An 18,059-nucleotide genomic window follows, 5' to 3' on the forward strand; every position below is an offset into this window, starting at 1 on the left:
CGTTGGCCAGCCTGGTTAAATCGGAGATTACGCGCTGATGCGTTGTTGGCGATATTTCACCAGCAGCCGCTGGATGTCCCGTAAACGGGGCACGGCGAGGGTGGTCAATTTTTCGCGTGTGACGCTGCGGTCGAGAGAGATACAGTCTTTCCACAGTGAACGGCCTGCGATCACGCCGGACGCGCCATTTCGAAGCGCGACGTCGACCTGTTGCAGGAAGGTTTCGTGGTCGACGCCGGCGGACAAGACTGCCCACGGAACGTCTCCGCAGGTTTTCGTGACGGCGGCGCAGGCTGCTTCTGAACCTGGGTACGGGATCTTCAGCNCTTTAGAGCCGCAGTCGATACAGGCGCGGCAGCCTTCCAGGATCAGCTGGGGGATTCTGCGCTGATAGTCTTCTTTGCTTTCATTTTCCAGCTGATAGGTCAGGAACTCGACGACCAAGAACAGATCTTCCCGGGCGAAATCGGCAATGACGTTGCGCAGTGTCTCCAGATTGGCGGTATTGGCCTCCGGCGTATCCATGCGCAGGTAGATCATGATTTTGCCGCCGGTCGCCCCCAGTTCGCGCACTTTGCGGGCGGTGATGCCTTCAACCATTTTTGAGATCCGGTAGCCTTCGGGCGAGGTGCCCCAGCCGGAGGCATCCAGGCCGACGAGCAGGCCGGTATTGCGTGGTACCACGCCTTCATCAATGATGCCGGGGACGGCGCAGAGCGGATCGACCAGCACGCAGCCCGCCTCCGACGCCAGATATTGCGTAATATCGTATTTGGTTTTACCGAGTGTCTCGTTGCTGATTTTCGCCTGTTCTTCCGGCGTATCGGCTAATAGGGTTCTCATTCCGCCGCGCTGATCGCAGGCGACCACCATCATGGCGCCGGTATTGTCGCAAATCATTTGATAGCCACGACGTTCTGCTGTTGTCATTTTGTTCATAGGTTAATTCCTCGTACAGGAGATAAGGAGTAGGGTTCTGAATGATGAAGGTGCTGGCCGACCCATGAAATAAGGCGTTCTGTCTCGATCTTCTTATCCTGAATCACGGTGTAAACCGGGCCTAACGCCATGGGCTGCGCCTTTTCCGCTAATGCGATTAATTCGGGGATATACTCTTCGCCGGGGTGTCCTTTGACCCGGCAGTGGCAGCGCTGGGAATAACGCTCCGCCACCCGCTCGGGCGAAATCTGATTCCATATTTCAATAACGATTTCGCAATCGCACTGCGACAGGTAATCGGCCAATACTGATTTATCCCGAAATCCAAACCAGGCATCTAAAATAAATACCGTGTTCGATGGCGAACTTTTTACAATATTGAACATGGCCGCATAAGCGGAATAGCCCAGTTGGCGATTCAGTGGCCTGTCGATAATATCGGCGAACTGCGCCATGAAAGGCTCTTTAATTTCATCGATACTTAGGACAGGTAAATTGAAAAAGTCGGCAATCTGTCCGGCAACGTAACTTTTTCCTGATGCCGGTATTCCATTAACCAAAATCAGTTTTTTCATAATAATCCAAGTATTTCTTCAACGGTGGTGGCGTGTCTTATTCGACTTAACGTGTCCTCGTGATCCAGTAGGCCAACAATGGAAGCAATGCCTTCCGTAATATGAGAGTCCCCGTTAACGCCGCCAAACATCACAATAATATCGACGGGTTCGCTGCCGTTAATTGAGACGGGCGTTGCGAGTGTCACCATACTGAAACAGTCTTTGATGACCCCGCATTCCGGCCTGGCATGAGGAATGGCGATACCTTCATCAAAAACATAATAGGGGCCATATTCCAACGTATTATCAATAACGGCTTGCGGATAGTCAGCAGTGACAAAGCCACCTTCAATTAATGGCTTCGCCGCTTTTTCGATGATTTCCTGCCATGCGTTAACGTTGACGCTGACCTGAATAAACGAATTTTGAGCAAGAAATGATTTAATCGTCATATCGCCTCATATATTTTTGCGAATGGTGTTTCTTAACTCATCCATTCTCAGGAAAATATCGTCAACCTGATGTCGATAAGGCTTAGAGGCTGAGAATATTTTTATCGCCTGGGTATATTTCACCATCAGCTGTTTTTGAATCGCGCTATCCGCCGGGTTGTTCTTGAGTCCGGATTCCAGCTGCATGATTTCCGCGTGAAGCGTTTCCGCCTCTTCGCTGTTTTCATTTTCCGGCCTCCCTGGCGTCTTTTCTGATTGAAAGAGATGCTTTAATTTCGCGAACATATTTCCTCCTCACGTCGTGATGGAATAACCCGCGCGCTCTGCCGCCTTATTTGCCCAGTTTTCTATTCGCCAGCCAGACAATCAGGATGACGAAGGCGATGAAACCGATGACGAACGGCCAGTCATGCTGGAAGGCATGGCCAAGGACCAAACCGGTACTGATGACGTCTGAATCGCTGAACGTCACGCCTTTGAAGCCGAAGGTTTCAAGCAGCGGTACCAATATTGCGGGCAGAAAGGTAATGAACAGGCCGTGAACCACGCCGCCGATGATGGCGCCTTTTCTGCCGCCCATCGCGTTGCCGAAAACCCCGGCGGCACCGCCCGCGAAGAAGTTGGTCAGCAGGCCCGGCAGGATCATGGCGAGCCCGAACAGCGGGAAGACCAGCATTCCGATAATCGATCCGACGGTGGTGGCGAGGAAGCCGACGATGACGGCATTCGGGGCGTACGGGAACAGCACCGGGCAGTCGAGCGCGGGTTTGGCGTTAGGCACCAGCCGCATGGCGATGCCGCGGAAGGCTGGCACCAGCTCATTCAGCAGCAGTCGTACGCCGCTGTAGAGGACGAAAACCCCGGCCACGAACTGCATGGACTGCATGAACGCATACATGATGTAGTTGGTTTCGCCCGCGAACTGCGCGATGTACTCCGACCCTGCAAAGATGGCCGGAATGATGTACATCGGCACCATGATGACGGCCATCGACAGGTAAGTGTCCTGCAGGAATTTGAAGTTATCGGGCAGCTCCAGGTCTTCGGTGGAGCGCGAGTTTTTGCCGATTGCTCGCGCTACCGCGGCTTGAACGAGGTAGCCGATGGTACAGAAATGCCCGAGCGCCACATCGTCTGAGTCCGTAATCTTCCGGACGATAGGTTGGGCGATGGCTGGCATCAGCACCGCCATCACGCCGCCGAAGATCCCGCCGGTTAGAATCAACGTCGCGCCCGTCAGCCCCGCTTTGTAGCCGATGACGGTGCCGATGGTCGCCATCCATAGCAACGCCTGGCCGGTGAGAAAGATATATTTGAACGGCGTGATCCGGGCGATGAGGATGTTGACGGCAAAAATCACCAGCAGCGTCAGCGCCACTTCGGAACCCAGTTCACGGTTAGCGACGCCGGCAATCGCCGCCACGTCCGTGATATACCCCTGCATGCCGAATCCGTGGGTAAAAATATCGTTAAGAAAGGTCAGGGCGGCCACAATAATGTTGATACCCGCCATCATGATCAGAAACCCTAATAAGGTTTTGAACGTCCCCTCCACGGTTTTACCGACGGATTTTTTTTGCAGAATAAGACCAATCATTGCGATTAACGCAATTAATATCGAAGCCTGGCCTAGAAAATCAGTCACAATAAAATGAATAATAGCGTCCACGGGTCACCTCATTTTTTAGATAGATTTCAGATATGCGAGGATTTTTTCTTCAATTTCTTTTTTGTCGGTTAGCTTATTTAAGATGATGACTTTTTTCTTATCCTCTTCGCTGGCATCCGACGTTAAAATGTCAGCGAACATTTTTTGGGTAAGAATAATGTCGTATTTATAGGATGACGCTTCCGATACCGTGGTGTGATCGATATTCGCATCAATGGCAAGTTTTTGTAATACGGACTTTGCGCTCATTTCAATAGCAAAACTTGAACCGAGACCGCAGCCACATACGCAGAGTACATTAAGCATAATATTACCTCAGATAAGGTTATTTACTTTAGCGAGTTTGTAGAGATAACTATCTTCGTCCACCAATCGTTTTTTAATGTTTTCAAGATCTATCGGTATGGCTTTATTATTATTGTTGATGACAACAATTTTATTAGTCAGGCCGCTGTTAATACATCTCACGAGCTCTTCTGCGAGAATAGCGCCTTGAATGATCTCCTCTCCTGTCGGCGTACCATTTCTTAAACCGTATCCCAGAATCGTTTTTCGGATTCGAATGCCTATCTTGTGTTCTATCTTTCCAATCATGGTATCTATCGCCCCCTGAAATCCGGGGGTATATTCTTTGGTATATCCTTCAGAACATAAAATAATGACACTATTCTGTATTTTTATTTTCTGTTTTATCTGGTCCGCCAGGACATCAATGTCCCAAGGGGCTTCTGGAATAAGCGCAATATCCGCATTACTTTTTAACGCCGCCTGTAATGTCAGTTCGCCGCAGTAGCCTCCCAGCAATTCAATAATGAATATCCGTCCCGGCAGGCCGCGTCCGGTATTTCTTAATTTGGCGACTTCACTAATGACCTGCTCGCAGGCGGTGGAAAATCCGAGGGTATAGCTGTCGCCATCAATATCGTTATCAATCGTCATTCCCACGCCGTAACAGCAGACGCCGTAGCCGCTCAGTGTTTTCAAAAACTGAAAAGAACCATCGCCGCCGCCCATGATCAGACAATCCAGTTTTTTATGACGAATGTTCTTAACAATTCTCTCGTAGTCGGATTTCCGGCATTTATCCTCCTTTCTCCCTGACGCGAGCAACGGCACGGAAGAGAGAGATAAATCGACCAGATCGCGGCGCGAGATGTCTTTGCAGCGATTTTCAATCAGCCCATTAATGCCGCCGTCGAAAATCACCATGTCAGATTTAGTCATCCGGTTGATCTGAAAAAGGAAATTATTCATTCCGCTGACATCGCCGCCGCTTAATACCAATCCTATTCTCATGGTTAACCTCGGATGAAGGCTCCTCAGTGACTATGGGATCGATAGTAGAGATGGGGCGATTAATTTTTTTGGAGCAAGTCACACTTATGCAACATTTCACTCGGGTGGCGAAGCTTGACAGGCTGTTTTAGCCTCTGATTTTGTGATGGATATCACGCTATTTTGACTTAAGCCTTCTAATGACGCTGAGTAATTATTTGTTTTACATATGTTTTGGTTATAGAACGTTTGACGAACAGGCGAGGCGGTTTTGCTCAGGAAATCGGATGCTGCTTTTGTGATTTTCTTCACATTAGTTTGGGAGAAAGCGCGAGAGCAGTGGGGCTTTCAAGGGGAGACATTGGAGGCGGTAAGCGATTTTTTGATGTCAGTGAGAAGGAAAGGGTGACGCGGATTTGTTTGTAGAGCGCACATAATATGCTTGCTTTTAATACCACCGAATGAATAATACGTCGAAATTTACACAATCTTACGATTAATGGATGAAATCTTTTCATTAAAGGGATTTTTCTGATGTGTTTTTCTTATTCAAAGTCAATCTCCCCTGTGTTAGCTGCAACGGTGCTTGCCTATGCTTCCTCGGTGATGGCGGCAGACATCCCTGAGGCGCCCATGCAAGGGGCCGCCGCGATTGATGCTCGCGAGCAGCTGCGTCAGCAAGAGCGAACGCGTGCGCTGAGAGAACAAAACACCCCGCAGGCCGATGTTCGTCTCCAAATGCCTGACGCCGCGTTGCCAGGGTATCCGACAGAGGAAAATCCCTGCTTCACCATTCATCACCTCGCATTACAGGGAGAGGCTTCCGAGCAATTCCAGTGGGCTCTGGCGTCTGCCGCCGATGCCAACGGCCGCTGTCTGGGCGCTCAGGGCATCATGCTCGCCATCAACAAAGTGCAAAATGCCATTCTTGCAAAAGGTTATGTCACCACCCGAGTGATGGCGCAGGAACAGGACTTAAACCAAGGAATTCTTACGCTTACCCTTCAGCCGGGGCGCATCAGCGATATTCGTTTCGGCCAACCGACGTCGTGGCGTGGACGGTTGTGGAATGCCATCCCGGCATCGCGTGGCGACATTCTCAATTTGCGAGATGTCGAGCAGGGGCTGGAGAACCTTAAGCGTGTTTCCAGCGCGACGGCGGATATTGAAATTGTTCCCGGAGAACAGGAAGGCGCCAGTGATTTGCGGGNCAATTGGCAAGAAAAGCGCCCCGTTCGTCTGAGCCTGGGGCTTGATGACAGCGGCTCTGAAAGCACCGGACGTTATCTGGGCACCGCCACGCTCGCCATCGATGCGCCTTTCGCACAAAATGATTTGTTTTACGCCAATATCGGCAGAGATATGTTTGCTCAAGGGCCGTACGGGAACCGCTCTAACACACTGAACTACTTCTTCCCCGTCGGCTATTGGGCGTTTTCGGCTAACTATAGCGACTACACCTACCATCAAAATATCCCCAACGCGAATGAAGTCCTGAGCTACAACGGAAAAAGCGACAACGTCGTGGTGACCGTTTCCAGATTACTCTTCCGCAATCAGTCTCATAAAACCACGCTCAATATGCGGACCTACCGCAAACACGCCACAAACTCCGTTAATGGTATTGAGATCGAACAGCAGCGTCGCCGCACCGCGGGCTGGGAGTTGGGCGTCAATCAGCGCAGTTACTTCGGCGATACCACGGTAGATGCCAATGTCAGCTGGCGTCGTGGGACCGGCGCATTCGGCGCGACCCGCGCGCCTGAAGAAGCGACGCACAGCGGCAGTGCGCGTACAGGCGTGCTGCTGGGCGACGTGAGTATTCATCAACCCTTCACATTCGTCGACCAATCCCTGCGCTACTCCACCACCTTGCGTGGGCAGTGGAGCGCCAACGCATTAACCCCTCAGGAACGTTTGGCGATTGCCGGTCGCTACACCGTGCGAGGCTTCGATGGCGAGCAGATGCTGTCAGGCGAAAGAGGGATTGTCTGGCGTAACGAATTAGGCTGGAACATCCGGTCGCGGGGTCATGAACTCTATCTGGCGTTGGATTATGGGCGAGTGGGCGGACCGGGAACACGTTATCTGGTCGGGCATCAACTTGCGGGTTCCGCCGTGGGGCTCCGCGGGGCCCTTTGGCAACACGTTAGCTATGACGTTTTCGCCGGCGTACCGCTCTTAAAACCGGACGCGTTCCATACCTCAGGTGCGACCGCAGGTTTCAGTATCAACGTTGAAATTTGATGCGGGTTATCGAGACCGCCGCCATTTTGTTTTTTTCCAGGGATTAACCTTTTTCACGGAAGGATGTCATGAACAAGCATTGTTACCGTCTTATTTTTAGCCGCACGCACGGCGAGTTACGTGTTGTTTCCGAATTAGCGCGTAGTTGCAGCAGCGAACCCGGTCAGACCCGAGGTCCGGGGGCCGTTCGTTTGTGGGTGACGGTGCGTCGTGCGGTCTGGATGCTGGGACTGGCATTGTTCGCCAGTCCGGCGCTGGCGGCGGGCATTGTGGCGGATAGCGGTGCGGCGGCGGGCCAACGACCCGATGTCATTGCCACGCAAAATGGTCTTCCTCAGGTCAACATCACCGCGCCGAATCAGGCCGGGATTTCACACAATCAGTACAGCCAGTTCGATGTCGATCAGAAAGGGGCCATTCTGAACAATTCGGCGGCAATGACCTCAACCCAGATGGCGGGGATGATTCAAGGCAACCCCAATCTGAATGCGGGTAGCGCGTCAGCCAAAGTCATCCTGAATGAGGTTAATAGCAGCAATCCCAGCCAGCTTCGCGGCTATATGGAAGTGGCGGGCGGACGCGCTCAGGTCATTGTGGCTAACCCGTCGGGGATTGTCTGCGACGGCTGCGGGACAATCAATGCGGGGCGGATGACCCTGACTACCGGCAAACCCCAACTCAATGCGGATGGCAGCTTGGCCGGTTATCAGGTTGAGCGCGGCGTCGTGCGTATCGAAGGCGGNGGGCTGAACGGCGACGCCCGCCATGATACGGAGTATGTCGATGTGCTTGCCCGTGCCGTTGAGGTGAATGCGGGCGTCTGGGCCAAAGAGAAAGTCAACGTCGTCGCAGGCCGTAACCGCGTCAGCGCAGACGGTGAAACCATCGTTCCTTCCGCGGCGTCGGATGAAGCTAAACCCGAGCTGGCCATCGATATGGGCCAGATGGGCGGGATGTACAGCGGCCAGATTCACATGATAGGCACTGAAGCGGGCGTCGGGGTGCGCAATCAGGGCGGACAACTACAGGCAGGCAAAACGCTGACTGTCAGCAGTGAAGGTCGACTGGTCTGGCAGCCCGCCCAGCAGGAGGCCGTGACGCAGGCGGGAGAGTCCATCACTCTGACGGCCAATAATGATATTGAGCACGATGGAAAATTACACAGCGGCGGCACGTTAAATGTTCAGAGTCGTGCGGGCTCGATTAAGCAATCCGGCACCCTTGCGGCAGCCGGAGACGTCCAGCTCTCCGCCGCGGCGGGAATTGAAAATACCGGGCATCTGTTGGCGGGCAGTGACACCAGTAGTACGTTGATAAATGAAGCCGATCTCNCTCTGACCAGTCAGGGCGAGGTCCGCAGCAGCGGCAGCCTGTTGAGTCAGAAAAACGTCGCGTTGGCCGGCAAGCGCGTCGATATCAGTCAGGCGCAGCTTGCCGCCAGGCAGGCGACGGTCACCGCACAAAGCGGCGGCGTCGGGTTGCAGCAAGCCAACGTCGACAGTCAGCAGTTCACTATCAATACCTCTGGGGATATCGACGCCCGTCAGGCACAGGTCAAGACGGGATCTTGGGCGGTGGGTGGCAATAATATGCTCAACCAGCAGGCCGTCTGGGTACAGACCGATGTCGGGGAAAGTCGCTTCAGACTGAACGGCAAGCTTGATAATACGCAAGGCGATATTGAGGCGAACAACCTGGGTTTCTTTGCCGGTGAGGTGGATAACCAGAGTGGTCGGCTGGTGTCGCTGGATAGCCACGCACGGGAGTGGCAGGTAGAAGGATTGCTGAATAACAGCGATGGCGAGCTGGGCAGCAACGGCGACTTGGCACTCAATGTCGGCACACTGAAAAATCAGGCAGGCTCGGTTAAAAGCCTGCAGGCGCTGCGAATGAACAGCGCAGGCGACGTGGATAACACCCGCGGCACTCTCTTGGCGGGCACTGCGCTGAGCCTTGACGCGGGTCAGTTCGACAACCACTCAGGGGTTCTTGGCGGGGAGCAGCTACAGCTCACGGCCCAAAGTTTGAACAACGCGCTTGGGCAGGTGATCAGTCAGCAAGATCTTCAGCTTATCGCGCATCAGGGGTTGGATAACCAGCAGGGCTTTATTGGGGCCGGACAGGATCTTGCTATTCAGACCGAAGGCGACTGGAACAACCAGGGCGGCACCGCACAAAGTGAAACGCTGATTAGCGCCACAGCAAACAATATCAAAAACGATAGCGGCAAGCTGTTGTCAGGCGACCACCTCTCGCTCAATGCCGCAGGCGGCGTCAACAACCAAGCGGGTGAGATCAGCGCGACGACGGTTGAACTCGGCGCGACGCATTTCGCGAATGAAAAAGGGAAGGTCATCGGTCAGCGCTCGCTGGCGGTGAATGCGGCGCAGGCGCTGAACAATGCGCAGGGACTGTTGTCTTCCGGCGAGAAACTGGTACTACACACTGACGGGCTATTGACCAACCGGGACGGGGAAGCCAACGGGGCGGAGCTCAGCGTCACGGCCGGACAGCTCGATAACGCGCAGGGTCACGTTATCGCCGGACAAAACCTGAACCTGCATGTTCAGGGCGGAGTAGATAATACTGCCGGACTGCTCGAAGCCGCCGAGACGCTGGAGGTCCAGACCGAAGGCGACTGGAACAATCAGGAGGGAACCGCGCAAGGCGGAGGCCGGGTGGTCGCGACGGCCCGCCACCTCGACAATACCCAGGGGCGGCTACAGTCAGGCGGCGCGTTATCACTGAACACGGCTGCCGATGTCATCAACCAGTCAGGTAAATTGACGGCTCAGGACGACCTCAACTGGCGAGGCGCGTCGACCAGCTTACTGAATAATGACAGCGGTTCGTTACAGAGCGGCGGCGATCTGGTTCTGAAGGGCGGGCGTCTGAGCAACCGTCAGCAGGGCGTGGTACTGGGCCAGCAAGCACTTTCATTCGATCTGTCTTCAGACTGGGATAATCAGGGTGGTCAGTTGACCAGTCAGGGGCCGGCCGTGCTGCGTGCCGCTAATCTGTACAACGCGCAGGGCACGGTTAACGCGTTGGGCAGTCTGGACATGCAGCTGACAGAGACGCTGGATAACGGCAGCGGGCGCATTTTCAGTCAATCCTCGCAAACGCTGACTGCGCAGGAGATCCTGAACGATCAGGGGTGGATGGGCACTCAGGGCGAGTGGCGTGCCGACGCCGCTCGCTTTGACAATACGAAGGGCAGCGTACAGTCGCAACAGAGCGCACAGCTGACGGCCGACGCGTTAGCCAACGCGGAAGGGGGATTGCAGTCTGCCGCCGATATGACCTTAAGGGTGGCGGGCGATATCGATAACCGAGCGGGTAAGGTCAGCGCTCAGCATCAGTTGACTGTGCGGGGCAACACGGCGGACGACGATACCGGCACCGTGAATAATGCGGGTGGACAGTGGCTGGCGGGTGAGGGCTTAAGTCTGGCGGCACAGAGGCTGGATAATACGCAGGGCGGCCTGTTGTATAGCCAGAAGCAGTTGAATTTGAATGTTGGAACACAGATCGACAATCAGCAGGGCAAGCTGCAAAGCGGAGAAACGCTGACGCTCCAGGCGCAATCGCTGCAAAACAATGGCGGCACAATAGACAGCCAGCAACAGATGCTGCTGAGTACGTCGGGCGAGCTAAGCAATCAGGGCGGAGCGCTGCGCAGCAATGGCGATCAGCGCATTGCCGCCAATCGTGTGAATAACCAGCAAGGGGTGATCAGCAGTCAAAGCGGCCTGACAATCAACGCTCCCCAGCTGGACAACGCGGGCGGAACGCTCATTAGTCAAGGCGTAGGGACGTACCATGTCGATACGCTGAATAACTCGCAGGGCAAACTGCATAGCGGTAATGCGCTGACGCTGGCCGGGAGTCAGGTCAACAATCAGGCGGGACAGCTGGTTTCCACACAAGATTTTGTCCTCAATGCCCCACAGTTGAACAATAACGGGCAAGGGACCATCAGCAGTCAGGGCGCGCTGGATATCCAAAGTGATACGTTGAATAACCGTGATGGCGGACTGATCATAGGGACGACGCGCACAGGGGTGAACGCGCGAGCAGCGGATAACACGGCAGGGCGCCTACAAAGCGCCGGGGCCATGACGCTGACAGGACTGACCCAGTTAGATAACACTCAGGGGAGAGTGATCGCAAACGGGCCGCTCAGCATTAATGCTCTCAGCAGTCGTCTGACGCGCGCGGCTTCTGCGTTGTCGGTATTGAACCCCAACGGGTTGATGCAGAGCGGGGCATCGCTGGTTCTCGATGCCCTGTCCCTGAACAATCAGGGCGGTACGTTGCAGAGTCAGCAGGCGTTAAGCCTCAGCGTACAGCAGGACTATACCCACCGTGCGGGCGACACGTTGAGCAGCAACGGCGCGCTCACGTTTTCCGTCGCCGGCGTTTTAACCAATATGACGGACTGGCTGCTTCCCGGCGACCTGACCTTGAACAGCGCTCACTTCAGCAACCAAGGCACTCTGGTCGGCAAGTCAATGCAGGTCACTACCGGGCAACTGACCAACCGCGGACGGATTGAAGCGGACGCGATGACGCTTGATTTCGACACGCTGGATAACCCGAATGCGGTGATGGGCGACAATCTGACCCTTCGTGGCCGCGTCATTGACAACTATGGCTCGGGAGCGGTGCTGGCGGCCACCCAGTCGCTCAATTTACGCGGTAATGAACGTCTGACTAACCGTGACGGCGCCCTGATTTTCAGCGGCGGCAGCTTACAGTTGGGCAGTCACGATCTCATCGAAAACCGGGCCAGCGCGATCGAGGCGGACGGCAATGTGACAGTCGATGCGCAGCGGTTAGTCAACGAGCGCGTGGGGCTGAACATCGAGCGCGATGCGGAGTCTAGTAATTACAAATGGCAGCGCTACAACTACTTCTGGCGTTCATATGACTTAACGGTCAACACCGATAAGAACACCGTGGCCCCCGTCACGCAGTCGCTGACGTTCCAAAATGAGGCGGCGGCGCAAAGCAATCCTTACGGCACGATTCTGGCGATTGATGCAGCCGGCAAGCGGGCGCAGGTTCGCGTGAAAAACACGTCTGGAACATTAACGGACATGTGGGTCAATTACCTTGCCCTCCAGCCGAATACGGATGGCAGCTATGCCATGACGTTTTATCAAACCACGGGATATTGGCAGAGAGCGGTGCCGACGCCTTACCAAAACACCGTCTGGCGCGAATTCAACAGCGGCAGGCTGGAACAGTGGGATCCGGAAAAGCACATCGATATTTACAGCGCGCCAAACGTCACGGACTACAACAACCTGCGTGAGCGTACGGTGACCGGCTCGCTCACGCGTGACAGACTGATTTCGGAAGGGACCGGCGCCCGAATTCTGGCGGGCGGCGACATGACGCTGCGTATCAACGGCTCCTTGCTCAATGACGCCAGCGTGATTACCGCAAATGGCAATCTGGGGATTGAAGGGGGCGGCAACGTTGATAACCGGGGATACTCTGTCAACGAACATCGCACCGAAGTGATTGCCGACCACTACGACAGAGATACGCGTCACTGGTATCCCACCACAAACTACGATGCCACTACGGCCCTCACGACGATCGACGGCATCATTTCCGGTCAAGGAAAGGTCGCCATCACCGCGGCGAATATGACTAATACGACTGTGGATCAGGCTCAGATCAGCAGCGTGGAAGCGGCGCTGAAAGCGGCCGAGGCGGAAAGGGCGGAGTGGGAGCGTAACCCGCTGGCGTTTAGCGTTGAGGGCGTCGACGGTCAGCAGGCTAACGTGGCGCTAGCCCCGGGCGGTAAAGCCACGGCCGGAAGCCCATCGGGATTAGGCCGACCGCTGCTGCCAGCCGAAGTGGCGCTGACGGCTAAGCAATATGTCGGCAGCGTCGCGACCTCGATTCCGGACAATGGTCTGTTCCGCCAGAATCCGGCGACGGGCAGCCCTTATCTGGTGGTCACCGATGAACGGTTTACCAGCCGCACGCAGTTTGTCAGCAGCGATTATCTGCTGTCGCAGGTAGGGTATGACCCGTCGACGGTGCATAAACGTCTGGGTGACGGATTCTACGAACAGCGATTGGTGCGGGACCAGGTGCTGAGTCTGACCGGACGTCAGTCCGTTCAGGGTGAAGATGCCATGGCGCAGTACCAGAATCTGATGAACAACGGCATCAAAGTGGCGCAGGACTTTCATCTGGTCACGGGCGTGGCGTTGACGCCGGAGCAGATCGCCTCACTTCAGCAGGATATCGTCTGGATGGTTGACGAGACGGTCGAGACGGCTTCAGGTCCGCAAACCGTTCTCGTGCCTAAGGTTTACCTCGCTCAGTCCACACTGCGCCTGACAGGTGATGGCGCGCTGATTGCCGGTGGCGAGCTGGATCTCTCTGCGGACAGCATCGCGAATGCGGGCAATCTGTTCGCCGACAAGGCGCTGAGCATCGATGCGGGGCAATTTTCGCATCTGAGTGGCGATATCAAGGCTGACAGCATTAACGTTCAGGCGGAAAGCCTGACTATGAGTACGAATCTTCAGGACGCCTTGCGTCAGGCCACCCTAAGCGCCAGCGACATTAGCCTCAGCGGCAACGACATCCATCTGCAGGGCGCCAAACTTGACGCGACGAATAACCTTAGCTTGAGCGCTCGCGATAATCTGGACATCAGCGCGGCGAAAAGCAGCTTCAAGTCTGATGGGTTGGAGGTCATTTCCGGTGCGATGGGCAATCGAACCAGCGACGGTATGGAAGAAGCCGGTGAGCGTATGGCGACACTCAGCGGGGAGTGGCAACAGGCTCTGGGGAGCGAGCTGAAGGCCGGGGGCAATTTGTCGCTCAAAGCCGGCCAAGATATTACGCTGCGCGGCAGTCAGGCCAGCGCGGGAGGGCAGCTAGGCGTGCAAGCGGGCGGCGATATCAATTTGCTGGCGGACAAATCCACCAATACCACCCACCTTGAGGCCAACAGCAGCACGTCGTCAGTGAGCAATAGTCGGGAGGAAGATCGTCTGCTGCTCAGCGCAATGAGCGGCGCCAAGGGGGTCACCTTGATCGCAGGCAAGGATTTGCTCGCGGAGGGCGCTCAGGTCGACAGTACGGAAGGTCGGGTCGGCGTCAGTGCGGATAACGTCACGATTAAAGAAGCGCATCAGCTAACGAATGCTTTCGACAGCGAAGACAAACAGGATGGGCGGACGAAAAGCCAGCGCATGATTGATAGCGCCAGCGATGCCGTGGTGGGCAGCACCTTTAGCGGCCAGGGCGGCGTGACCGCGATTGCGCGTGAAGGCGATCTTGCCGTTACCGGCAGTACGCTGCACAGCGAACTCGGCGAGATTGCGCTACAGGCCAAAAACGATGTGGCGATAAACAGCGCAACCGAAAAAGAGTCTGAACATCTTGAAGAGCGTTCTCAGAAAAAAGGCTTTTTGAACAAGAGCGCCAGCACCACGGTACAAGATGATAGCTTCACGACGGAACGAGGCTCGCTGCTGAGCGGTAACAGCGTCAGCGTGAATGCTGGGAATGATCTGTCCGTCAGCGGCTCGGCGATCGCAGCCGACCAAGATGTTGCACTGCGGGCGGGCCACAACGTGGATATCTCTGCCGCCACGGAAACCGAGTCTCATTATCTGCTGGAAGAAAAGACCAAGAGCGGTCTGATGAGCGGTGGCGGTATCGGCTTTACCGTCGGTAAGCAGTCGACCCGTCACGAGGTTGACGAAAAAGGAACGCTACAGAATCAGAGTTTCAGCACGGTGGGCAGTAACCAAGGCAATGTGAGCATCACCGCTGGCGATAAACTGCATATCGGTGGGGCCGATCTGGTGGCAGGCAAAGACCTCAGCCTGAGCGGCGACAGCGTTGAGATTGACTCTGGCCGCGACGAAGTCAATCGCCATGAGACCTTTGAATCGAAACAGAGCGGCTTTACGTTAGCGTTATCCGGCACGGTAGGCAGCGCGCTGAACACGGCGGTGAGTACGGCGCAGAAATCGAGGCAGGAAAGTGATAGTCGACTCAGCGCGTTGCAAGGCACGAAAGCGGCATTGAGCGGTGTTCAGGCGGCTCAAGGCTGGGATCATGATAGTGCGGTCACGGAATCAGCTAATGCGCAAAACGCCGCGGCAGGCGTGTCTTCGGACGATCCTAAAGCAGCACAGGGCTCTACCAATACGATCGGCGTGACCTTGTCTTATGGCAGCCAATCGTCGAAAAGCGAAACGCACAGTGAAAGCAGTCAGGCGCAGGGCAGTACGCTTAATGCAGGTCGTCATCTCTCGATTACAGCGACAGGCAACAAGAACGGTGAGGAAAGTGGCGACATCTCCATCGCCGGCAGTCAGTTGAAGGCGGCTGGTGATATGACACTGGATGCCGCCAGAGATATCAACCTGTTGTCAGCCCAGAATACGGAGAAAACCGTCAGTAAAAACAGCAGTCAGGGNGGCAGTGTCGGCGTCGGCATCGGTGTGGGCTCTGGCGGATACGGCATTACCGTATCCGCCAGCGTGAACAGCAGTAAAGGTCATGAAAACGGCAACGGACTGACGCACAACGAAACGACGCTGGATGCGGGCAGCGGTATTAATCTTACCAGCGGACGCGATACAACCTTGAAAGGCGCACAGGTCAATGGTGAGAGCATTACCGCCGACGTGGGGCGTAACCTGACGCTCACGAGTGAGCAGGATAGCAACAGTTACGATGCCAAGCAGCAGAGTGTCAGCGCGGGGGCCAGCTTCACCTTTGGTTCGATGACGGGCTCCGCCAGCATCAATATGTCTAAGGATAAGGTGAACAGCAATTACGACTCTGTGAAGGAGCAGAGCGGACTGTTTGCCGGTCAAGGTGGCTATAACATTACGGTCGGCAACCATACCCAGCTTGATGGCGCAGTGATAGCGAGCACGGCGGACAAGGACAAGAACCTGCTGGATACGGGGACGCTGGGCTGGAGCGATATTCATAATCAGGCCGATTACAAATCGGAGCATCAAAGCGCGGGCTTCAGCAGCGGTGGTTCGATAGGAGCCAACCTGATGAGTAACATGAGCGCGTTGCCGATAGGCAATGAGAGCAGCAGCGGACATGCAGAGGGCGTCACCAAGTCAGCGGTGAGCGAAGGGGGATTGATAATCCGCCATCAGACCGACCAGTCTCAGGACGTGTCACAGCTGAATCGTGATACGGAGAACGCGAATGAAGGCGCCATCGACCCGATATTCGACAAGGAAAAAGAGCAGAAGCGTCTGCGACAGGCGCAATTGGTGAGCGACATCGCCAGCCAGTCGCTAGATATTTATAATACGTACGAGTCGACGAAAGCGACGCATTCTGAAACGGATAATAGTGTCAAAACCGGAGTGAATGCGGTGGTCCGTGCGTTGCAGGCCTTGGCGGGGGGAGACATCAAAGCGGCGCTGGCGCAGGGAGCTGCGCCGTATTTGGCGGAGAAGGTGAAGGAAATCACGACGGATAATGCGGATTACAGCACGCTGACGGAAACGCAGAAGCTGAACAACTTGATGGCGCATGCGATACTGGGTGGGGTGGTAGCAGAGCTTAGCGGCGGTAATGGCGCAGCGGGAGCCATAGGCGCGGCGACAGGCGAGTTGGCGGCACCTGCGATAGCTTTGGTATTGTACGGCACATCGGACAGTAAAGAGCTGACGTCGCAACAGAAAGATAATATTAGCGCGTTGGCGACGCTGGCCTCTGGTATAGCGGGGGGAGTGAGCAGCGACAGCACAGCGGGTGCAGCGACGGGCGCGCAGGCGGGTAAGAATGCGGTTGAGAATAACTTCCTCGGTGCAACATCTTCAGACAAACTCGACAAGGCGGTTGAGAAAATTAAGAATGGTGATAAGTCATTAGCAACCGCTAATGAGCTGATTAAACTGGAAAACGCCGATAAACGTAGTGATGCACTGGTGGATAAATTTACCAGAGACCCTTCACAAATGAGTAGTGCCGAGCAGGCTGAACTGGCGGGCTACCTGCGTGTTTATGCGTCTGAGATGGAGAGGGAGCACGGTTCTGCTGTTTCGCAGGAACTGGTCAAAGGTTTGCTCTCTGGACAGGATTACATGAAACGTAATCCTGACTCTGAAGCCATGTCTAAGGCTCAGACAATCATGAACACCTGGGGCTATCACAAATCGAATGCCAGCATCGGCGATGCGCCTGCCATATTCGTAGGCAGTGTGCTGGGTGTTACTGTGAAAGGTATGGCGGCTAATGCAGCAATTGGTGTGGGGGTTAATACCGGTGTTCAGCTTACCGGAAAAGATCCGTTCAGTTACGTTGATGCGATTATGGCAGGGGTAACAGCAGCAGCAACGACGGGGAAAGGTATTGGATTATCAGCAGCTATAAATATGGCGGGAGCTGCGGTTGGCAGCGGTATTAAAGGAGAAGATCCGACCAATTCTGTAATTGGTGCTGGGGTCGGTAGTGTGGCTGGTAGCGTTGGCGGTAAAGTTGTTGACGCATTGTCTCCAGTAACTGATCAAGTAACAAAGGATGTTGTTGGTGCAGTTACGGGATCTGCCGCCTCAGAGCTAACCGGAAATGCTGTAAAAAGCGAATTGGATAAAAGAGGTAAAGCGCAATGAAAACTTTTAAAAAAGTAGGCATTGTGTGGCTGTTTTTTTTGATCTTTTATTGTTCTTTTTTGGTATCCGCCGTTCTTTTTATATGCCAGTTAGGGGTATCAGCAGTTTTTTATTTTAGCGACGGTCAATTTCTTTTTTTATGGGCCGATGCGCTTCATGTCGCTTTAAAAAAAGGATGTCTTGCTGGTTTTATTCTAGGTATAGGCCTCTGGATAAAAGCCAAGCTACAAGAGCGTGAGGCTAGAAAATCATTAGCCAAATAAACTAAAAGATCCCGGCTAGG

General features: G+C 54.7%; 10 protein-coding genes. 3 read left to right on the top strand and 7 right to left on the bottom strand.

The features are described from left to right. Positions 1-27: 27 nt before the first annotated feature. The 7 genes from SB13_RS01700 to SB13_RS01730 are packed head-to-tail and all read right to left on the bottom strand — an operon-like array spanning position 28 to position 4,913. Positions 28-939 (bottom strand): tagatose-bisphosphate aldolase, encoded by a 912-nt coding sequence (locus tag SB13_RS01700; protein ID WP_026738693.1) that lies wholly within the window; start codon positions 937-939, stop codon positions 28-30. Next, entirely contained in the window at positions 936-1,514 is a 579-nt protein-coding gene (locus SB13_RS01705; RefSeq protein WP_026738694.1) for a P-loop nucleotide/nucleoside kinase family protein, read from the bottom strand. Before SB13_RS01705 ends, SB13_RS01700 begins: the two co-directional genes overlap by 4 nt. Beyond that, positions 1,511-1,948, bottom strand: a complete 438-nt coding sequence (locus SB13_RS01710) for a PTS sugar transporter subunit IIA (RefSeq protein WP_026738695.1) — start codon at positions 1,946-1,948, stop codon at positions 1,511-1,513. The genes SB13_RS01705 and SB13_RS01710 overlap by 4 nt, the downstream gene beginning before the upstream one ends. 6 nt (positions 1,949-1,954) lie before the next feature. Further along, on the bottom strand, positions 1,955-2,233 hold the full coding sequence (locus tag SB13_RS01715) for a hypothetical protein (protein WP_026738696.1): 279 nt from the start codon (positions 2,231-2,233) through the stop codon (positions 1,955-1,957). Positions 2,234-2,279: 46 nt separating this feature from the next. Continuing rightward, complete coding sequence (locus tag SB13_RS01720; protein WP_026738697.1) at positions 2,280-3,617, bottom strand: PTS sugar transporter subunit IIC; 1,338 nt, start codon at positions 3,615-3,617, stop codon at positions 2,280-2,282. A gap of 15 nt (positions 3,618-3,632) precedes the next feature. Then, complete coding sequence (locus SB13_RS01725; protein ID WP_026738698.1) at positions 3,633-3,923, bottom strand: PTS sugar transporter subunit IIB; 291 nt, start codon at positions 3,921-3,923, stop codon at positions 3,633-3,635. Positions 3,924-3,932: 9 nt separating this feature from the next. Next, positions 3,933-4,913, bottom strand: coding sequence for a 6-phosphofructokinase (locus tag SB13_RS01730; protein ID WP_026738699.1), 981 nt, complete (start codon positions 4,911-4,913; stop codon positions 3,933-3,935). A 585-nt stretch (positions 4,914-5,498) separates the two neighbouring features. On the opposite strand from SB13_RS01730, the gene SB13_RS01735 reads away from it, so the two are divergent. The 3 genes from SB13_RS01735 (at position 5,499) to SB13_RS01750 (ending at position 18,039) form a co-directional block, all read left to right on the top strand. After that, positions 5,499-7,139, top strand: coding sequence for a ShlB/FhaC/HecB family hemolysin secretion/activation protein (locus tag SB13_RS01735; RefSeq protein WP_235202356.1), 1,641 nt, complete (start codon positions 5,499-5,501; stop codon positions 7,137-7,139). 68 nt (positions 7,140-7,207) lie between these two features. After that, positions 7,208-17,776, top strand: coding sequence for a hemagglutinin repeat-containing protein (locus tag SB13_RS16990; protein WP_051619049.1), 10,569 nt, complete (start codon positions 7,208-7,210; stop codon positions 17,774-17,776). Then, positions 17,773-18,039, top strand: coding sequence for a hypothetical protein (locus tag SB13_RS01750; protein ID WP_026738701.1), 267 nt, complete (start codon positions 17,773-17,775; stop codon positions 18,037-18,039). Before SB13_RS16990 ends, SB13_RS01750 begins: the two co-directional genes overlap by 4 nt. Positions 18,040-18,059: the final 20 nt, after the last annotated feature.

The organism is Lonsdalea quercina subsp. quercina (genome assembly GCF_000688695.1).
Classification (GTDB): domain Bacteria; phylum Pseudomonadota; class Gammaproteobacteria; order Enterobacterales; family Enterobacteriaceae; genus Lonsdalea; species Lonsdalea quercina_D.